This is a genomic window from Bacteroides faecalis, from assembly GCF_003865075.1.
Taxonomy (GTDB): Bacteria; Bacteroidota; Bacteroidia; order Bacteroidales; family Bacteroidaceae; genus Bacteroides; species Bacteroides faecalis.
On sequence record NZ_BHWB01000008.1, the window covers coordinates 136,607 to 154,876 of the forward strand.

Annotated in this window: 14 protein-coding genes and 1 pseudogene; 8 read left to right on the forward strand and 7 right to left on the reverse strand. The window is 38.7% G+C overall.

Annotated features, from left to right (window positions below):
- Nucleotides 1–29: 29 nt before the first annotated feature.
- From EJF25_RS14470 to EJF25_RS14505, 8 genes are all read left to right on the forward strand, one after another.
- Nucleotides 30–422: a DUF4783 domain-containing protein gene (locus tag EJF25_RS14470; RefSeq protein WP_125041762.1), complete on the forward strand. Its 393-nt coding sequence runs from the start codon at nucleotides 30–32 to the stop codon at nucleotides 420–422.
- Complete coding sequence (nadC, locus tag EJF25_RS14475) at nucleotides 415–1,263, forward strand: carboxylating nicotinate-nucleotide diphosphorylase (protein ID WP_125041763.1); 849 nt, start codon at nucleotides 415–417, stop codon at nucleotides 1,261–1,263. Before EJF25_RS14470 ends, nadC begins: the two co-directional genes overlap by 8 nt.
- Before the next feature lie 200 nt (nucleotides 1,264–1,463).
- Entirely contained in the window at nucleotides 1,464–2,018 is a 555-nt protein-coding gene (locus EJF25_RS14480) for an RNA polymerase sigma factor (protein ID WP_125041764.1), read from the forward strand.
- Nucleotides 1,999–3,048 (forward strand): porin family protein, encoded by a 1,050-nt coding sequence (locus EJF25_RS14485; RefSeq protein WP_125041765.1) that lies wholly within the window; start codon nucleotides 1,999–2,001, stop codon nucleotides 3,046–3,048. Before EJF25_RS14480 ends, EJF25_RS14485 begins: the two co-directional genes overlap by 20 nt.
- An 11-nt stretch (nucleotides 3,049–3,059) precedes the next feature.
- Nucleotides 3,060–3,584: a DUF4943 family protein gene (locus EJF25_RS14490; RefSeq protein WP_200832916.1), complete on the forward strand. Its 525-nt coding sequence runs from the start codon at nucleotides 3,060–3,062 to the stop codon at nucleotides 3,582–3,584.
- Between the two features lie 38 nt (nucleotides 3,585–3,622).
- Nucleotides 3,623–4,174 carry a DUF4858 domain-containing protein gene (locus tag EJF25_RS14495; protein ID WP_125041766.1) on the forward strand — a complete coding sequence of 184 codons (552 nt, stop codon included), beginning with the start codon at nucleotides 3,623–3,625 and terminating at the stop codon, nucleotides 4,172–4,174.
- Between the two features lie 5 nt (nucleotides 4,175–4,179).
- Complete coding sequence (locus EJF25_RS14500; RefSeq protein WP_125041767.1) at nucleotides 4,180–4,779, forward strand: DUF4858 domain-containing protein; 600 nt, start codon at nucleotides 4,180–4,182, stop codon at nucleotides 4,777–4,779.
- Between the two features lie 105 nt (nucleotides 4,780–4,884).
- Nucleotides 4,885–5,823, forward strand: a complete 939-nt coding sequence (locus tag EJF25_RS14505) for an NAD(P)H-dependent flavin oxidoreductase (protein ID WP_125041768.1) — start codon at nucleotides 4,885–4,887, stop codon at nucleotides 5,821–5,823.
- Between the two features lie 290 nt (nucleotides 5,824–6,113).
- On the opposite strand, the pseudogene EJF25_RS14510 reads toward EJF25_RS14505, so the two are convergent.
- From EJF25_RS14510 to EJF25_RS14540, 7 genes and pseudogenes are all read right to left on the reverse strand, one after another.
- Nucleotides 6,114–6,911: pseudogene (locus EJF25_RS14510) on the reverse strand (alanine dehydrogenase).
- A 126-nt stretch (nucleotides 6,912–7,037) separates the two neighbouring features.
- A complete protein-coding gene (locus EJF25_RS14515) occupies nucleotides 7,038–8,384 on the reverse strand; it encodes a zf-HC2 domain-containing protein (RefSeq protein ID WP_125041769.1) in 1,347 nt (448 codons plus the stop codon).
- A gap of 13 nt (nucleotides 8,385–8,397) precedes the next feature.
- Nucleotides 8,398–8,940 carry an RNA polymerase sigma factor gene (locus EJF25_RS14520; RefSeq protein WP_125041770.1) on the reverse strand — a complete coding sequence of 181 codons (543 nt, stop codon included), beginning with the start codon at nucleotides 8,938–8,940 and terminating at the stop codon, nucleotides 8,398–8,400.
- 401 nt (nucleotides 8,941–9,341) lie between these two features.
- Nucleotides 9,342–10,679, reverse strand: coding sequence for a RagB/SusD family nutrient uptake outer membrane protein (locus tag EJF25_RS14525; protein ID WP_125041771.1), 1,338 nt, complete (start codon nucleotides 10,677–10,679; stop codon nucleotides 9,342–9,344).
- Between the two features lie 17 nt (nucleotides 10,680–10,696).
- Nucleotides 10,697–14,017: a SusC/RagA family TonB-linked outer membrane protein gene (locus EJF25_RS14530; RefSeq protein ID WP_125041772.1), complete on the reverse strand. Its 3,321-nt coding sequence runs from the start codon at nucleotides 14,015–14,017 to the stop codon at nucleotides 10,697–10,699.
- Nucleotides 14,018–14,047: 30 nt separating this feature from the next.
- Nucleotides 14,048–16,684 carry a zinc-dependent metalloprotease gene (locus tag EJF25_RS14535; RefSeq protein WP_125041773.1) on the reverse strand — a complete coding sequence of 879 codons (2,637 nt, stop codon included), beginning with the start codon at nucleotides 16,682–16,684 and terminating at the stop codon, nucleotides 14,048–14,050.
- A gap of 186 nt (nucleotides 16,685–16,870) precedes the next feature.
- Nucleotides 16,871–18,157 carry an IS1380-like element ISBf12 family transposase gene (locus tag EJF25_RS14540; protein ID WP_009040242.1) on the reverse strand — a complete coding sequence of 429 codons (1,287 nt, stop codon included), beginning with the start codon at nucleotides 18,155–18,157 and terminating at the stop codon, nucleotides 16,871–16,873.
- Nucleotides 18,158–18,270: the final 113 nt, after the last annotated feature.

An 18,270-nucleotide genomic window follows, 5' to 3' on the forward strand; every position in this document is an offset into this window, starting at 1 on the left:
CTTAAACTTCAACCAAAAAGCTTGGATTTATGAAGAAACGAGTGCTTTTAGGAATGACCGCTTTGCTTCTTTCAATCTCATTGCTTATGGCACAGGAGGTACCGGAAGGCGTGATAACGGCATTTAAGAGAGGTAGTTCGAAAGAGCTCAGTAAGTATATGGGAGACAAGGTAAACTTGGTGCTCCAAGGTCGCTCGACAAACCTTGACAAGCAGAAAGCTACAGCTATGATGCAGGATTTCTTTACTGAAAATAAAGTCAATGGTTTCACTGTAAATCATCAGGGAAAACGGGATGAATCGAGTTTTATAGTTGGTACGTTAGCTACGTCCAAAGGAAAATTCCGTGTGAACTGCTTCCTGAAGAAAATGAAAGATCAATATTTAATTCATCAAATAAGGATTGAAAAAATCAATGAATAAGGAAAAAGAACTGATCGACAAACTGATCGATCTTGCTTTTGCAGAAGATATTGGCGATGGTGATCATACCACGCTTTCGTGTATTCCCGATACTGCTATGGGGAAATCTAAACTTTTGATTAAAGAAGCCGGTGTATTGGCGGGAATCGAAGTTGCCAAAGAAATTTTCAACCGCTTTGACCCTACAATGAAGGTTGAAGTATTTATCAATGACGGAAATGAAGTAAAGCCGGGTGACATAGCAATGGTAGTGGAAGGCAAAGTTCAGTCACTGCTTCAAACGGAACGCCTGATGTTGAATGTCATGCAACGTATGAGCGGAATTGCCACGATGACTCGTAAATATGCTAAACAGTTGGAAGGTACTCATACAAGAGTGCTGGATACTCGTAAAACAACTCCGGGAATGCGTATTCTTGAAAAGATGGCAGTGAAGATTGGCGGTGGGGTGAATCACCGTATCGGTTTATTTGATATGATTTTGCTGAAAGATAATCATGTGGATTTTGCAGGTGGCATTGATAAAGCGATTACTCGTGCAAAAGATTATTGTAAGGCAAAGGGTAAAGACCTGAAAATAGAAATCGAAGTTCGTAACTTTGATGAACTGCAACAAGTACTCGATTTGGGAGGTGTGGATCGTATCATGTTTGATAATTTCACGCCTGAAATGACGAAAAAGGCAGTAGAAATGGTAGCAGGTAAATATGAAACCGAATCTTCCGGTGGAATTACTTTCGATACACTTCGTGATTATGCCGAATGTGGTGTAGACTTTATATCCGTAGGTGCTTTGACTCATTCTGTGAAAGGACTTGATATGAGTTTTAAGGCATGCTAAACGCTTTTAGAGCGATTATTAGCATGTAGCTAAAATATAAAAGAATAGTTGAAGCCTTTCTCTATCTCTTTCTCCTTGGGAGAAGGGCAGAGAAAGGTTTCTTTTTTTATTCTTTAACATTTCTCATTGCAGCATTTTTCTAATACCTGCGTCTAAAGAATAAACGGCGCAGACATACGTTCGATTAAAAGACATTGACTTTGGAAAACGAGATAGAACTGATAAAGGGGTGTCGGGCAGGAAAGGATTCAGCCCGTAAGGAACTTTACACCCTCTTTTCCAAACAGATGTTAGCGATATGTTATCGTTATACGGGCGATATGGATGCGGCACATGATGTGCTACATGATGGTTTCATCAAGATTTTTACCAATTTCTCCTTTCGGGGAGAATCTTCACTCAGTACGTGGATTACCCGAGTGATGGTAACACAATCACTCGATTATCTTAGACGTAAGAAAAGAGTCAGTCAGTTGGTAATACATGAAGATCAGCTTCCCGATATTCCGGATATTTCGGTCTCGGGAGGAGGAGAGGGGATCTCCGAAGAACAATTGATGGCTTTTGTTGCCGAATTGCCGGATGGTTGCCGAACCGTATTCAACCTTTATGTGTTTGAAGAGAAATCTCATAAAGAAATAGCTAAGATGCTTCACATAAAAGAGCATTCATCTACTTCGCAGTTACATCGGGCCAAATATTTGTTAGCAAAAAGAATTAAAGAATATAGGAAGTATGAAGAAAGAAAAAGATGAAATAACCGACCTGTTTCGTACACGTCTTGCCGATACCGGGATGACTGTCCGGGAGGGATTCTGGGAAGAACTTTCGCAGGATATTCCTGTGGCTTGCCAACATCGTCGTCGGTTATTGCTTTTCCGTGTGGCAGCTGCTGCATCCGTATTGTTGGTGTTGGCAGCATCATCGGCTACGTTCTGGTATCTTTCCCCAAAAGATGAGATTGAAGAAGCGTTTACCCAATTGGCTGTGACACAAGGAGGGGTTTTGGATGGAGACGGAATACGTGTTAATCAGTTACCTCAGCCTGTGCAACCGGTATTGGCAAAGCCTGCACCGAAAACGTATGGAATACTTTCTCAATATGTCGATGGAGAAGATTCTATTTCTATCACAGTATCTATGTCGATTACTCTTTCTTCGACAACCTCTGTGGAAAATGATAATCGGATGAGAAGACGCAAGGATTATTGGCAAGCAACCAATAAACAGCCGGAGTCGGCAGCAGTTACAGAACAAAAAAATGATGTTGTGAGTCATCTGGATCATGCGAAAGTAGATAAAAAACATAATTGGGCAATGAAAGCTCAGATAGGAACTGCTCTACCGGCAGAAGACGGAGCGTATAAAATGCCTGTCTCGGCAGGAGTAACAATGGAACGGAAATTGAATAAATTCTTGGCAATAGAAACCGGATTACTCTATTCGAACCTTCGTTCTAATGAACAGACTTTGAATTATCTGGGTATTCCGGTAAAACTTAATATAACATTGGCTGATACAAAGAAGGTTGATATTTATGCATCTGTGGGTGGAATTGCTGATAAATGTATAGCCGGAGCGCCTGATAATAGTTTTAAGGAAGAACCTATTCAACTGGCGGTAACTGCCGGTATAGGAATTAACTATAAGATCAATGATCAATTTGCACTTTTTGCCGAACCAGGTGTTTCACATCATTTCAAGACTGACTCGAAACTGGCTACGGTACGTACGAAAAGACCAACTAATTTTAATTTGCTTTGCGGGCTTCGCATGACGTATTAACTTTTATGGAAATGAAAAAAACACTTATTATGCTGTGTATGGCTGTTTGCCTGATGATATCCTTGGTGGGATGCAGCAGTGAAGAAATGGATTACAATAATCCTGATGTTACCCTTTTTGTCAAGCAACTGAAGGCTGGTACGTATAAGATGGAAAATGAAAAAGGAGTGATAGAAGTACCTCACTTCACCGAAGAAGATATTCCTGAACTGTTGAAGTATGCGGAAGATTTAACCATTATTCCTTCTTTTCCGTCAGTCTATAATATGAATAACGGGAAGATCCGTTTGGGTGAGTGTATGCTTTGGATGATAGAATTTATTAGGCAAGGAACACCACCGTCGTTAGGATGTAAAATGGTATTGGCGAATGCTGAGAATTATGAAGCTATTTATTTCTTGACGGATGAAGAAGTGCTCGATGCCGCTGCTTGTTACAGGCGTTGGTGGGAAGGACGGAAATATCCGAGAACAGCTTGGACGATTGATCCATGCTATGATGAACCGCTTTGTGGAACGGGTTACCGTTGGTGGTAATAACAAAAAATGTTTTCCAGATAGAAAAATGAGCAAAAATGTCAGCACGTTTGTTTATATCGTTAGTTTTGATACTGCTGACAGGGAAGTGTTATGCTCAATGGACTGCAGAAGATTCTTTGCGATTAAAGAATTCGTTGGAAAATGGTGAAGAATTGAATCTGAACAAAGAGGCTGTCAAAAGAATTAAGTTTGATAACAGTGTGGAGAATCCCCGTATGTCCAATGAGAAATTATGGATGCGTTTTGACAAATCACTTCCAAGAGTTATTGCTCCTTCTACAGTGGTGGAATCAGATTCATTATATGACAGCCGGCGGTTGTCCAATAGGACGCTTCCTTTTATCATGTTGGAAACCTATAAATCAACTTATGTTCCCTTACCTTTGGATACATTGGTAGTATCGATGGGCATCAATTTACCTCCGCCCGATGGTATATCGTTAGGTAATGGAGTCAGGGTGGATGGAGGACTGTTTTTCGGTTTAGATTTGCTGCAAGTTTTTACTAAAGATTTCTGGCAGTTTCGAAAGAAGCGGATGCGTACGCGTACTATAAGCGTACTTAAGGATTATAGTAAACATAAGTGAGAAGAATGGAGAGATTGATGAAACGTTTGGTTACAGCTATGGCACTGTCTTTAACGACTTTATTAATGTATGCACAAGAATGGACCTCGAAAGATTCTTTGCATGTGAAAAACTTGTTTGATGGTGAACAGGAGCTGATTTTAAATCCTGATGCGGTAAAGTCGATAGATTTTGGCAATGCGGCAGGAACTCCTCGGATGTCTAAGGAGAAAAGCTGGATGCATTTTGATGAGTCTCTTCCTCAGGTTTTACCTAAACCGAAGGTCGTTCTTACATTGACACCTTATACTGCTACTACTCCCTATGATTGGGATCCGGTTTATCAGAAAAAAATAAGAGTTACTAAAAATACCTGGCGTGGAGATCCTTTTTATGAACTTCGTCAGTTGTTATATACTAAGAGTTCTAATATCCCTCTTGGTAAAGGTGGTGTATATATCAGTGGAGGAGCTATTGGTGGACTTGACTTAATGGCTATGTTTACGCGAGATTTCTGGAGTAAGAAGAGGCTGGAGACTCGTGACAGAACTCTGGAAGTCCTGCGTACATATGGAGATTCGACTAATGTGATGATTAATGTTCCTATTGAACAGATTGCTCGCTGAAAATGTTATTATTATACAACATAGTAATCTACTAATTGCTATATTAATTCACTGTTTTTTTTCATTGGAACATTGATAATTAGCACATAAAAAAGATATATAATTATGAATAGAATTACTTCTCTCTTTGGAATTCAATATCCTATTATTCAGGCAGGGATGGTTTGGTGTAGTGGTTGGCGTCTTGCTTCCGCTGTAAGTAATGCCGGAGGTTTAGGGCTAATCGGTGCTGGATCAATGCATCCTGAAACTCTTCGTGAGCATATTCATAAGTGTCGTGCGGCAACAATTCATCCTTTCGGTGTGAATATTCCTTTAATGTATCCTCAGATAGAAGAGATTATGAATATTGTAGTGGAGGAAGGAGTAAAGATTATATTTACTTCTGCAGGGAATCCTAAGACATGGACCGGATGGTTGAAAGAACGAGGTGTTACTGTTGTTCATGTTGTTTCATCTTCTCGTTTTGCTGTGAAATGTGAGGAAGCGGGAGTCGATGCTGTAGTTGCTGAAGGATTCGAAGCAGGTGGGCATAACGGGAGAGAAGAAACAACAACATTTTGTCTGATTCCTGCTGTACGTAATGCAACGACATTGCCTCTAATTGCTGCCGGAGGTATTGGTACGGGTGAAGGTATGCTTGCTGCTATGGTGTTGGGAGCTGAAGGAGTGCAAATAGGAACTCGTTTCGCATTAGCCGATGAAAGTTCAGCAAGTCAAATTTTTAAAGAATACTGCTTGAGTCTTGGAGAAGGGGATACTAAATTGTTATTAAAGAAATTAGCTCCTACGCGTTTGGTAAAGAATCATTTTCGCGATGTGGTAGAGAAAGCAGAGAATGAAGGTGCTTCAGTTGAAGAACTGCGTGTTTTGTTGGGAAAAGGTCGTGCTAAAAAAGGTATCTTTGAAGGAGATTTGGAAGAAGGTGAATTGGAAATAGGACAAGTTTCTGCATTAATTTCACGTCAGCAGAATGTTGAAGAGGTAATGCGAGAACTGGTGGAGGCTTTTCAAAGGGCAGTGGGAAAAGATTATAATTTATAAGATTATAGGTTATTGAGGATTAATATTAGTCCTATAAATAATGTCTGTTTAGAAGGAAGATTACTTGTTTATCTCTGAAATAAAACTTATTTTTATTGTAATAGAATTATAACCGAAGCTTGCGGTTATAGTTTGATTTAAATAAAAAAGATCTTTTCATTTAAAGGAAAACAAGATTTCTCCTTATCCTAAGATGTTTTCTCTTATTTGCTAATTATAAAGTTATTAATAGCAAAAGTTGAGAGAGCTAAATGTCTATAAGATAGTCTTTTATTATAAAGTTTTCTGGACTAAAGGCTTATTGGGTCATATTTAAGCTCGAATACATCTGCTACTGCTTTATATGTGACCTTTCCTCCTACAATGTTCAGTCCCAGAGCTAATGAGGTATCTTCTTTACAGGCTTTCTTCCATCCTTTATTGGCTAGTGCGATAACATAGGGAAGGGTGGCGTTGGTTAATGCCAAAGTAGAAGTATAGGGCACAGCTCCTGGAATATTAGCCACAGCATAATGAACAATACCGTTTATGACATAAGTCGGTGCGCTATGTGTAGTGGGGTGTGATGTTTCAAAACATCCTCCTTGGTCAATTGCAACATCGACAAGTACTGTACCTGGTTGCATCAAAGTAAGCATTTTCCAGAAAATGTGCACCTTCCTGAATAGACATACGTCCGGCAACTTCACTCATAGGAATAAGTAATGGCAATGAGTGGTCTTCTTTCTCTACGGTTTCATAGGCAAGACAAACAGACTTGTGTCAATCATAGCTAATGTCAGTTCTTTATCTGATGCTAAATGAAAATAGGTGAATAATAACTGTCCCTTCTTTATCAGATTATATTCTGGTGCGATTGGCTCTTTCACCTTTACAATCATTTCTGAAATGGAATGGATATCTTCTATGGCTGGTAAAATCTGTGCACCTACAGAAAGATATGCTTCGTCAGAGAAACCACTGTTAATGCCAGCTGTATGCTGAATATATACCTGATGTCCTCGCTTTACTAATTCGGCAACTCCGGAAGGTGTCATACCTACCCGATTCTCGTTGTTTTTGATTTCTTTGGGAACTCCTATGATCATGATGTTTCGTATTGAGGATTATAGATGTTCGAATATACGCATAATCCCCTTACGTTGTTATTCGTAAGGGGATGTTTTACAACAGGGATCGTGTTGCCTATTTATTTTGTGCCTGATTTTTAGAAACTAAATTCCTCCGTCAAGTATCCATATTCTCTGATCATTGTTTTGACGTAGAGCTATATAGTGCATTTGGGATGTTCCATCCGGTTGAGTCAATTTGTAGAATATGTATACACCTGCATAGTCGTCCTTCTTTTTAGGCATACTGAACTCTGAGACTTTGCACCCTTTTAATCTCTTGGTGAGTTCCGTCTGGTCGTAGGCTCGGAGAGCTTCTTTGGCTTGTTCGGAGTTCCCGCTAGTGATTGCTGTTAAAATTCTGCGTGCTGCATCTGTTGCTGTTTCATTTTGCAGAGTTTGTAGACGTACTCCTTCTTTTAATAGCGGTTCCTCAGCTTGTACCCATTGCGATTTGTCGATATTGGGAAGATGTAATAGATCTTCTTTACGTAATAATGTATTATACTTTATATCGGAACTGCTGAGAATCAGAACTTTTTTATCATCTAGTTCTATCCATACCTTTATTTCGCGGAGTAGACCATCGTTCTTGGTAAACACATTTTCCATTATACATTTGTGCTTTTCCTGTTTAGAATTATTAAGGAGTGAATAGAGGTTATTGTCGTACATTTCTGTATATGTCGTTATAACTATTTTGGAGTCATCTTCTGAAATTTTAATATTCCCTTTATTGTTATCAGCTATAGCTGTTTTTTGTTGTTCCAGAAGTTTCTCGGGCTGGAGTAATGAAGCGAAGTCCTCCATAAAACCTGTATTAACTGAGCCACGTACTTTTGAGCCAATCTTATCCCACATATATTGTTCTCGACCATCGAATAGAATCGTTCTTCCTCCTTCTTTTTCTAATCTCCAGAAGGTAGAATCATTTTGATGTAGCACTTTTAGACTAATCTTGATAAATTCGGCTTCAGGATCAAAGTAAGCCATATTCTCGTTTGGGAGAGTGCGTGCATTCATGTTGATGATAAAACTGCCTGCATTATGTACGTTTCTGATGGCCTGTTCGAAAATTAGTGATGGTGATGTAACAGCTTTTGCATCTGTTGAGAATAGATTACTTAATCCTGTCATTACACCTGCTACAAAGATAATTAGAGCTGCTGCTATTTGCGTAAATCTTATACGTAACTGTTGAATTTTGTGTTGTTTTTTACTGTGTTTCTCTTCAATAGTATATGATTCAATCTTTGTCTTAGGTGATGTTGGTTGTATAGTCATTGGTGCATAGCGTGGACACAACATATTTACTGTCGCCATATACCCCTCGTAATATGATTTACATTCGGAACATTCTTCCATATGGCGCATACATTCGTCTATTAATCTCGGGTCTGTATTTTTGTCACACAGTTCCACTATATTCTTCTTGAATTCTTCACATTTCATAATGTTATAAATTTTATTGTTCTTTTACTTTTCGGGACTGTTTATCCTTCAGTCCCTTTCTTATTTTCTCAATTCCGTATTGAAAACGTGACTTAACCGATGATACAGGCATATCCAGTATTTCTGCTATTTCAGTAAAACTTTTGTCACTATGGATACGTAGTCGTATCACTTCTGCCTGTTCTTCGGGAATAGTTGCGAGTAGAGTTGATATGAGGCAAAACTCTTGTTCAAAGTCTTCGGGAATGTTTTCGCTGTAATTTGTAACTTGTTCCAACGATACAAATTGTAAACATTGCCTTCGCAGGCGATCGGTACATAAGTTTGCCAAACTTCGATACAAGTAGTTACGCATATTTGCCGGTGTCTGACCTTTATGTTCCTGTTCTCTGGTATGCAACTGTACGAAAATGTCTTGTACGGCGTCTTCAGCATCGGCAAGATTACCTATTCTGTAACAGGCATACCGTAGTAAGTGTGTCCTTTCTGCTTCTATAAGCTCTGCCAGTTCACGACTTTGCTCATCTTCGTTGTTGATGATCGATTCTTGTTTCATGTCTGATTTTTAGTTATTCTTTTTTTAAGCTTTATGATCGCGATCTATTATAATGACGTAAAAGGAGAGAAAAAGACGTAAAAGGTAAGATGTTTTTTTGATTATTGCAAAAAATAGTTGAGATGGATGTAAGTAGAGAATTGTGGATGATATTATGTGTAGAGCTAAGAATGAAAGGCGGCTTATTTTTATTTATGTTATAAAAAAGAGAATGTACTTTATGCTTTAGAATAAAGAGTAAGTTTTTCTCTTATCTTTCAAGATTGATTAGCAAAAGAGGCTATCTCAATTTTGAGATAACCTCTAATACCTTATTCGTCTGTAAGTGAACTATCACTTGAATAGTAATTTATACTATAAGTTCAGCATAATTATTAATCTATCGAATATAAGTTTTATAGTTAATCCTTTAAATTAGGATTAGCACTAGTTGCACTTAGTGGGATTTGCAATGTATAACGAACGTCATCTTGTTGTAGAATGATGGTTTGTTCATTAAATACTTTCTTAATTTCCGGTCGGGTAGTACGACGTAAGTCAAACCAACGATGGCCCTCAAAAGCCAATTCACGAGCACGCTCATTTAATATTTCTGTGATCAAATCAGCTTGGTTCATATTGTTTACTTCAGTTTCTTTCTGCTCGTATGCGGCTGGAGTATATCGTTTTTCCATTAGTTGTAACAAACGGTTACGTGCTTCAGGCAATTGATTTAAACGAGCAGCTGCTTCTGCGGAGTTTAAATATAATTCAGAAGTACGAAAACTACATTTATATTTTGATATTCCTTCATTTTTTTTGATAGGATAGTTTCCGTCTGTATTTACAGGACCAATGTATTTCGCAAGGCGAAGGTCACCATCCTGAAACATCTGAACAAATGTTTCAGTAGCTTGTGAAGCTGTGATCGACGTTGTGCTGTATACATTTTCATAGGCTGAAATTGATTCTACTGAAGTATACAGAGTTGGCAGTTGAAAATCAGCACTGTTGTAATCTTCCAATGTCGATTTTTTCGCGATTACACGTTCGGCAGCATCATATGCTTTCTGCCATTCACCCATATAGAGGTGGACACGTGATTCAAATGCATCAATGGCTATAGTAGTGAAACGGTAATTATACCCTGTTTCCCATTGTTCCTTATTGATAAGTTTACGGGCATTATCAATGTCGGAAAGTATGGAAAGATAGATTTGTCCCACAGTATTACGTGTTGGTACTTCTTCTAAATCAAGTGTTAGTTTTAAAGGTACTGCTTTCGTAGCAGGTGCTCCTTCTTTAGTGTAAGGCTGCCCATATAGATTGACCAATAAGAAATGCATATATCCTCTCATGAAATATGCTTCTCCGACTAATTGATTGATATCTTCTTGTGTACCTTGCGTTATTTCATCTTTTTTGTTTATGATCGCATTGGAATAATATATATTCTCATAGTATGAAATCCAACCAAATTCTGTACCGGAGGTATAATTAGGAACCCATCTTTCAATATCTCTATAGTTGTTTTGGTCATATTCGTCATTTCTGACAGTAATATCACCTGTGCGCATATCACAAAGCCCTCTGTCTGTTAATGATTCTGAATATACAGTGGTCATGAGTGCTCTATATTCTTCTAAAGAATTAGGAATAACTTTTCCCGTAGGTTGTATATCTAAAAAATTGCTACATGAAGTTATAAAGAAACTTCCTGCGAACATGAGTGCTATATATATTTTTTTTGTCTTGTACATATTTGCAATTTTTAGGTTTAGAAATTAAGACTGAGATTAAATGTTATTGATTTAGCTACTGGAGTAGAGTAGAGATTACTCATAGATTCCGGGTCCATGTAGTTCTTGTAGTTGGATCCAAAAACAAATAAGTTGCGACCTTCTAAGGCGACAGTTGCTCCATTTATACTAAATTTGCGTAACCATTCTTGTGGTAGGGTGTATGCCAATCTTATATTCTGAAGACGTACATAACTGAGACGTTTTACCCACATATCAAGGTTTCTATATATAGATGGTATGTCTCCAAAAAGCAGATTATCTGCTGGATAATTATTCCGGTTGAGAAGGGCAGGGAATTTGCTACTATGATTTTCAGGTGTCCAACGTTCAAGGATATCGCTGTTTGCATTATGTCCAGGATCAAAGCTAACGATGTTATACGATGGATTAGTACGTACATGTGCTCCCAGGTTATAAGCGAAGTTGAAACTTAATTCCCAGTTACGATAATTAAATGTATTGATAAAACCACCAGTATAAGGAGCTTCACTTGTACCAACATAATCATATAAATTACGTTGAAATTCGGCATCCTGATTGTATTCGTAAAAACCAATTCCCCATTCATCTTTCATATCAAAAAGTTGTTCTACCGTAACGGCTTCATTGCTTCCTTTCGGATAAATAAGTATTCGCCCTGTATCTGGATCAACTTTACTCTTAATTGCAAAGATTGCGCCTACCGGATGTCCTTCAAGTCCAGGCATTGTACTTGTTGAGGCTGTACGGTCCTTTAATACTTTATTATAATTATAGGCAAAATTAAATGTTGTATACCAAGAGAAGTTGCGGGTAGTAATATTACGTGTCTGTAGATTAATTTCTAATCCTTTGTTTTCCAAACTAGCCCAATTGATTGTCATATCGGTAAATCCGTTTTCTAGAGGTAAATCTTTGCGTCCGATAAGATCGGTCCCTTTTCGATAATAATAGTCTATACTAAAATTAATGGCAGAGTTAAGTACAGAAAAATCAAGTCCGACATTATACGATGATGTTTTTTCCCAGCGTAATTTGTCATTTGGGGCACCAGAAATAGAAATACTTGGTTCTGTATTACCTGGAAGTATAGTTTGATTGCCATAATTTCCTACAAGATAAGGAGAAGTATTTTTGTCTATGTTACCTTGTAATCCATAAGAAAGCCTCAATGCCAAATTATCTATCCAATTTTTAGATGATTCCATAAAGGGTTCGTTAGAAAGACGCCATAATCCACTGACAGAATAGATAGGCAAGAAACGATATTTCTTGTCTACTCCAAATAAGTCGGAACCGTCCATACGAACACTTGCCCCTAACGTATAACGCCTCATAAGAGTATAAGAACCGTTGGCATAAAAGGAAGCGAAAGCGTTCTCAAAATAGGATTTTGTGTGTAACGGATATGATTTTGCTTGTTCTTCATCTTTGAAGATAAGCGGTTTAGTTGTAAGTGTTCTAGGATCATAACCGTAAGCATTGGATGTTAATGATTCAAGCCAATTTTTACGTATTTCTGACCCGGCCATTACTTGTACTTCGTGTATATCTCTAAAAGACTGCGTCCACTCTCCTTGTACTTTCCATGTAATTTGAGATGTAGTCGTACCAGTTGTTTTGTGCATTCCTCCTTCAGGGATCACATATTTTGTTCCATTATCATACACGCTATTTTCACGCATATTGCGCATTGTGTATGTATCTTTTCCTACATATTGTTCTAAATCAGATTGATCCCACTGTAAACCAACTTGAGATGTTAATTTCCAGTGATCATTGAAGCGTAAGTCTGCATTGAAGATAGCATTGACAGCTGTTACTACGGTTTCCTTACTTGTATTAGCGCGTTCTTCAAATATGTTGAAACCTTCTTTAGAATTAGGTTCTGCACCTGTGGTAATATCATAGTCGTAATTATAATTTCCATTTATATCGTAAGGATCAAAATATGGGTTTGCTGTACGGGCATAATAAATAGGATTAGCATAACCATAATTATCTGTTACGAAGTTTGTATTTTTTCGGCGATTAGCGAAAAGTGACATACCAATTTTTAGCATTTTGTTCATCTGATAAGATGTTTTACTTGTTAAGTTGAAGCGGCTCATGCTTACTCCTGGTACATTACCATTTTCTTTTGAATAGCCAAATGAGTTGTAATAGGTTACTTTTTCGCTTCCTCCCGAGATACTGAAATTATAATCTTGTGTGAAAGCATCTCTGAATAAGATATCATTCCAATTTGTATTGATAGTCTTTAATCGGTTGATAGCATTCTGTGCTTCAGGAGTTAGACCATTCCAGCCTTGCTGTTGGTAAACATCAAATAAATCATATTGTTTTAGAATAGATGCTATGCCTCCTTTGTGGTAATAGCCGGGAAGATCATACATATCATTCGGTTCTTTCATCAATTCTAATTCGAGATTAATCTTTTCTTCAGAGTTGAGTAAGTTTAATCGTGAGGTGTCTAAATTAGGAGTATAAGTAAGCCTTGTATTAAAATTGACTACGGGTTTTCCCGTTCTTCCTTTTTTGGTCGTTACAATTATTACACCATTTGCTGCTCGTGCACCGTAAATAGCTGTAGCAGCTGCATCTTTCAAAATAGTGATACTTTCAATATCATTAGGGCTTAATCCGGCAATTGAAGATTGCTTTATATCAACGATATTATTATCAATGTCTCCTAGGTCAGGAATATCCGTACCTTCCAAAGGAATTCCATCCAATACCCACAAAGGATCTTGAGTTCCATTCAAGGAAGCAGTACCACGGATACGAATACGCGCTGGAGATCCCGGAGCACCGGAAGTATTGGTTACAGCTACACCGGCAATTTGTCCAGCCAATGCTTGATCGATACTTTTTGCAGAACCTAACATAGCATCTGTTACGTCTACTTTAGAAATAGCAGCAGTTAATTTGCGGCGTTCCAATTCCTGGTAACCTGTAACTACCACATCTCCTAATGTATGTGATGACGTTTGGAGTACGATGCGGTAATCGTTTTTTCCAGTTTGTAGTTTGATTATCTGCTCTTCGTATCCGATATAGCTACAATGAATATTTGTTATATTTTCGGGAACGGATATAGAAAACTTTCCATCTAAATCAGTAATAGTACCTAAAGAGGTTTCAGAGACACCGGCTTTTTGTAATTCGTCGGAGGGTACAAATATAGAAGCACCGATCAATGGTTGATCATCTTCACTAGATAGTACGACACCTGTGATAGTGCGATTATTGGCACTAGCCATTGCCATCGCGTTTGCGAGAAAGCATATAAGTATGCACAAATGTTTTTTTTCCATTAATTGTAGATATGCTTAAGTTATTATTTTTTATTTGATTCCTAGTGCAGTATTGATACGCAATATTATATCTTCATAATGATATCGTGTTGCAGTATCTGAGGTGCTGAGACGGTTCTGCAGGAGTTTTTTGATACGTAGCAATTCTCCGCGTTTTACAGATATTGCATCAGATATACGGTTGAGTTGGCTACCATAAAAATTCAATACTCGTGGAGCACCCATTCGGCTTTCTTTATGAAGAGTACGCTGCTCGGCTACATGGCAACTGCAGAAAGGAGCGGAGTGATCGAGCAGGAAATGTTCGTCAGCCAATTTCTTGTTGATTTTAACAGCTTCGGGTTCAGCGGCGGCTGTAAGTAAAGCATCCAGAAAGTTTTTTTGCAAAGAACGCTCCATTACATCAGGATTTCCTCCACGTTCAGTAACACCGAAAATGTTCTTGTGAAGTGCATCCATAAATTCCACTACTGTAAATGCTTTCTTACCGTTTACAGATTCGTTTTCGATCATACGCATCAAACGATTGTTACCAAGCAGATCCCAAAGGATATATGCCTGTGCATTTCTTAAGATCTGTGTAGGTGCGTTCTCTTGTTTGCCGAGCGGGGTGTTACGAAGTAAAAAAGTATATTGCCCGACTTCTGTATCAAATAACCATTTTGGGTAAGTCAGTACTTCGTCTATCAGGAATTTCAGGGAAGCCTGTTGCTTCTCTTTCTCCACAAATGTATATGTCTTAACACCATCACCTACCGTCGTATTTTCAATGTAGATACCACCGATATTGGCAAGTACATGATACAAGTAATTGTTCCATTGATTGATAACTGCATAGTATAAACGGGATGCATCTTCATACGTTTGTCCTTTCTCTCCGGTAGTAGTCCATTGGATTATTTGAGGAACGATACGTTTCAGGTTTTCAATACCGAGTAGAGAAGAACGGACCGGATCATCTCCCAAATCTTCATTCTGAGCACGCGGATCAACGGCATCACGTATATCTTGTGCTTCACTATACTTGTAAAGGCGGTTTGTATGTTTACCCAGGAAATCGAACAAAAGATTTTTTTCTTCCTCCGGAGTATTTTTACCATACCAGCGATACCCATATTCAATAGCAAATTGGTCATAAGGACCGATATGCGGAGAAAGAACTTTCACTCCATCTCCCGGTTGAGCGATATAATTGAAACGGGCATAATCCATGATCGATGAAGCGGTGGAATTCATCTTGGATGTGAATGACTCAGAGCGCAGAGAATCTGTAGGGAATGCAGCTGATCCCATCATATTATGGCGCAAACCTAGAGAGTGCCCTACTTCGTGACAAGCCACAAAACGGATAGCATCACCCATCAGAGAATCAGGTAATTGTACGTTACGTGCTGCCGGGCAGACTGTTCCGGTTTGCACAGTGATCCATTCGCGTACCATGGAGAGTACATTGTGCCACCACATGATATCAGCTTCTAGAATTTCTCCTGAACGTGGGTCAAGGATAGAAGGTCCCATAGCGTTCTTTTTTTCTGAAGCAGCATACGTTATTACAGAGTAATTAACGTCATCCATATCTATTTGCATACTGTCGGTAATCTCCTTGGCTATAATTGCATTTTTGAAACCAGCTTTTTCAAAAGCAGCTTGCCAATCTTCGATTCCCTTTTTTATATAAGTACGCCATTGATAAGGTGTTGAGTTATCTATATAAAACACGATAGGCTTAGCCGGTTCTACGAGTTTCCCTTTTAGATATGCTTCCCGATCTTCCGGTTTAGGTTCCAGGCGCCAACGAGTGATATAGTTTTTGGTGTCGGTACCTTGCTGTGCATCGCTGAAACTTAATAGCGGATTAGTAAAGTATCCCACTTTCTGATTGTCGAAGCGTCCCATCATTGGAACCTCCGGTAATAAAAGGATAGATGAGCTGACCTCTACTGTTACATAAACACTGGTTGTTCCTTCTGTGACTTTAGTTGTCAATTCCGAAGTTGCTACCACATTGTTCGGGAAAGACTTTACAGAAAGAATACGTGAAAGGTTTTTGATGGCTGAGGTTCCTAAATTAATATTTGTGAATACATTATTAATACTGGTTTCCGTTCCATCATAGATATCATTTACTTTAATAACCAAAGCTGTAGAATCCTGATTGATTGCTTCAATTTTGAATGCAGCGATCAAGGGAGAGATAAAGTTATCTTTCACCGATTGGTAGATAGCATCAGTTTTGGGAGTTAAAGGTAAAGGACGTTGCTGACGAAACATTAGCTTTTTGCTGGCTTTGTCCCATTCAGCACTGATCATTTGATTTTCATAATTTACCCCACGGTTTACACCAGCCTCATTCAGCTCTGTGGGTACACGTTGTAGCTTATTAACCACTAATAGGTCACGACCTAACAAAGAGGTCGGAATTTCAAAATAAAAATCATTTTCTTTCTGGTACACAGTAAACATTCCTTTGGAAATTTTACTGCCTTCTACCAACTTCTCATAGTCTGTTTTTGACTTTTCTTCCTGTTCGGGCTTCTTCTTTTTCTTCTTCTTGAACCAACTCGCTTGTTCTGCGACCGAGGAATCTGCTGATGCCATGTGGGGGCATACAACACCCAGCAGTACGCAGGCAACCACCGTTGCCATTACTCTCTCATAAATTCTCATTGTTTTTTTCGATTACCTCAAATCCGCAACTAAGCCCTTGAACGTCCTTATTGCGTTTACACGTCCTCTCATTACTGAATTTGCAGATAATTTGAACTTGAAGCACCCACTTCTGCCTACAATATCCCCTTACCCCACAATGTGACTTGAGGCAATACACAATATCATTCCCATAAGTTGTAGGCATTATCCAAAATCAGTCTGGAAAACATCTGCGTAAGCATTATTACAGGTATAGATGTTCAGCACATACCGCCTTGATGTCCTGATCCACTTGGCTGGTACAGAGATAAACCTGAAGACAAACGCTTTTATGCGACTTGTTGCATTGAGCCCGAACTTCTTTACGTCAAGTCTTTGAATAATGGCCTTGTAAAAGTTACGGATAAGTGCTGTAAGAAGAAGGAACACTGTGTTCTCTGCCATGAAGGATTTGGGCAATCTGTCCCACCCGAAACCATTGTTCATATCATCGAAGATACGTTCCTTTCCTCCACGAAGGTTATAGAACTCGACAATTTCTCTTACGGAAGAATCATAGTCGTTAGTCAGGATACAACGGTATGTGTATTCTCCTTCCCAAAAATCCTGCACACCATCCATCCGTTTCTGTCTTTGAATCACAAGTCGATATGCCTTACCTTTCCACTTCTCAACAAGGATAGAGTTCAATTCAAACTCAATGCCATTGATTTCCTCAGTTTTCCAGCCTTTGAGAGCAAAGGTGTCATTGTAGATCGAACTGCAGCGGTTAGCACGGATATAGAAGGACTTGCAGTGTTTTTCTATTTCCTCCACGATTTCCTCGGAACATGATCCACAATCAGCTCTGAAGCGATTGATAGTGAGCCCATTCTGTTCAAATCTCGCAAAGAACCTCTTCAGCGTGTCCTTCTGATGGAAACGAACATTTGTGTTACCATCGCTATTCTCTATACCGACTATCAAATCGCCAATAACCGCCACGCCAGGGCGATAACCAAGGAACTTCTTGTATGTAGGCTTTGCATCATACTTCTCTGTCTCTATGAACTGATGGTCGAAATCAACATCATACATCTCACCCTCTTTCAGTTGGCCAGATGCAAATATACAATTGAGCAATAAAGTATTGAGAGTGTCAGCCGTATTGAAATCGTAGGTCTTGCCCATATCTGATGTGTATGAAATGTTTTCTTGCGTCAACTCCTTTATCGCCCTGAGGATAGTATCAGAGCTACAAGTGCGAAGTGTCGGATGAAGCGAGAGGTGGTTCATCAAATGAGTAGTGACATCCTCAATACATGAACCGCTACAGAAGTAGATACTCATGAGAGAACGGATGATTTCGCTGTACTGATAACCGAACGATCTACACCTTAGACCGAGGGTTGAGTCGATTACAGATGATAATGTGGAGTCAAATTGCTCCATGATTGAAAATAATCCCCCAAAAGGAGTGAGTCTCTCAGATTTAATTTGTATCTTCGCCATGTCTATCGTCGGATTCTCTTGTTTTTTTTGCAACACTAAGATAAGTGAAAATTCTGACATGGCAAAATCCTGAGCAACTTTTTGTTGCTCAGGTACTTAAAAAGTTTAATTTA

Excerpts from the sequence above, each read along its gene's own strand:
- EJF25_RS14470 (WP_125041762.1), top strand. The coding sequence starts at position 30 with ATGAAGAAACGAGTGCTTTTAGGAATGACCGCTTTGCTTCTTTCAATC.
- nadC (WP_125041763.1), top strand. The coding sequence starts at position 415 with ATGAATAAGGAAAAAGAACTGATCGACAAACTGATCGATCTTGCTTTT.
- EJF25_RS14485 (WP_125041765.1), top strand. The coding sequence starts at position 1,999 with ATGAAGAAAGAAAAAGATGAAATAACCGACCTGTTTCGTACACGTCTT.
- EJF25_RS14490 (WP_200832916.1), top strand. The coding sequence starts at position 3,060 with ATGAAAAAAACACTTATTATGCTGTGTATGGCTGTTTGCCTGATGATA.
- EJF25_RS14495 (WP_125041766.1), top strand. The coding sequence starts at position 3,623 with ATGTCAGCACGTTTGTTTATATCGTTAGTTTTGATACTGCTGACAGGG.
- EJF25_RS14500 (WP_125041767.1), top strand. The coding sequence starts at position 4,180 with ATGGAGAGATTGATGAAACGTTTGGTTACAGCTATGGCACTGTCTTTA.
- EJF25_RS14505 (WP_125041768.1), top strand. The coding sequence starts at position 4,885 with ATGAATAGAATTACTTCTCTCTTTGGAATTCAATATCCTATTATTCAG.
- EJF25_RS14515 (WP_125041769.1), bottom strand. The coding sequence starts at position 8,384 with ATGAAATGTGAAGAATTCAAGAAGAATATAGTGGAACTGTGTGACAAA.
- EJF25_RS14520 (WP_125041770.1), bottom strand. The coding sequence starts at position 8,940 with ATGAAACAAGAATCGATCATCAACAACGAAGATGAGCAAAGTCGTGAA.
- EJF25_RS14525 (WP_125041771.1), bottom strand. The coding sequence starts at position 10,679 with ATGTACAAGACAAAAAAAATATATATAGCACTCATGTTCGCAGGAAGT.
- EJF25_RS14530 (WP_125041772.1), bottom strand. The coding sequence starts at position 14,017 with ATGGAAAAAAAACATTTGTGCATACTTATATGCTTTCTCGCAAACGCG.
- EJF25_RS14535 (WP_125041773.1), bottom strand. The coding sequence starts at position 16,684 with ATGAGAATTTATGAGAGAGTAATGGCAACGGTGGTTGCCTGCGTACTG.
- EJF25_RS14540 (WP_009040242.1), bottom strand. The coding sequence starts at position 18,157 with ATGGCGAAGATACAAATTAAATCTGAGAGACTCACTCCTTTTGGGGGA.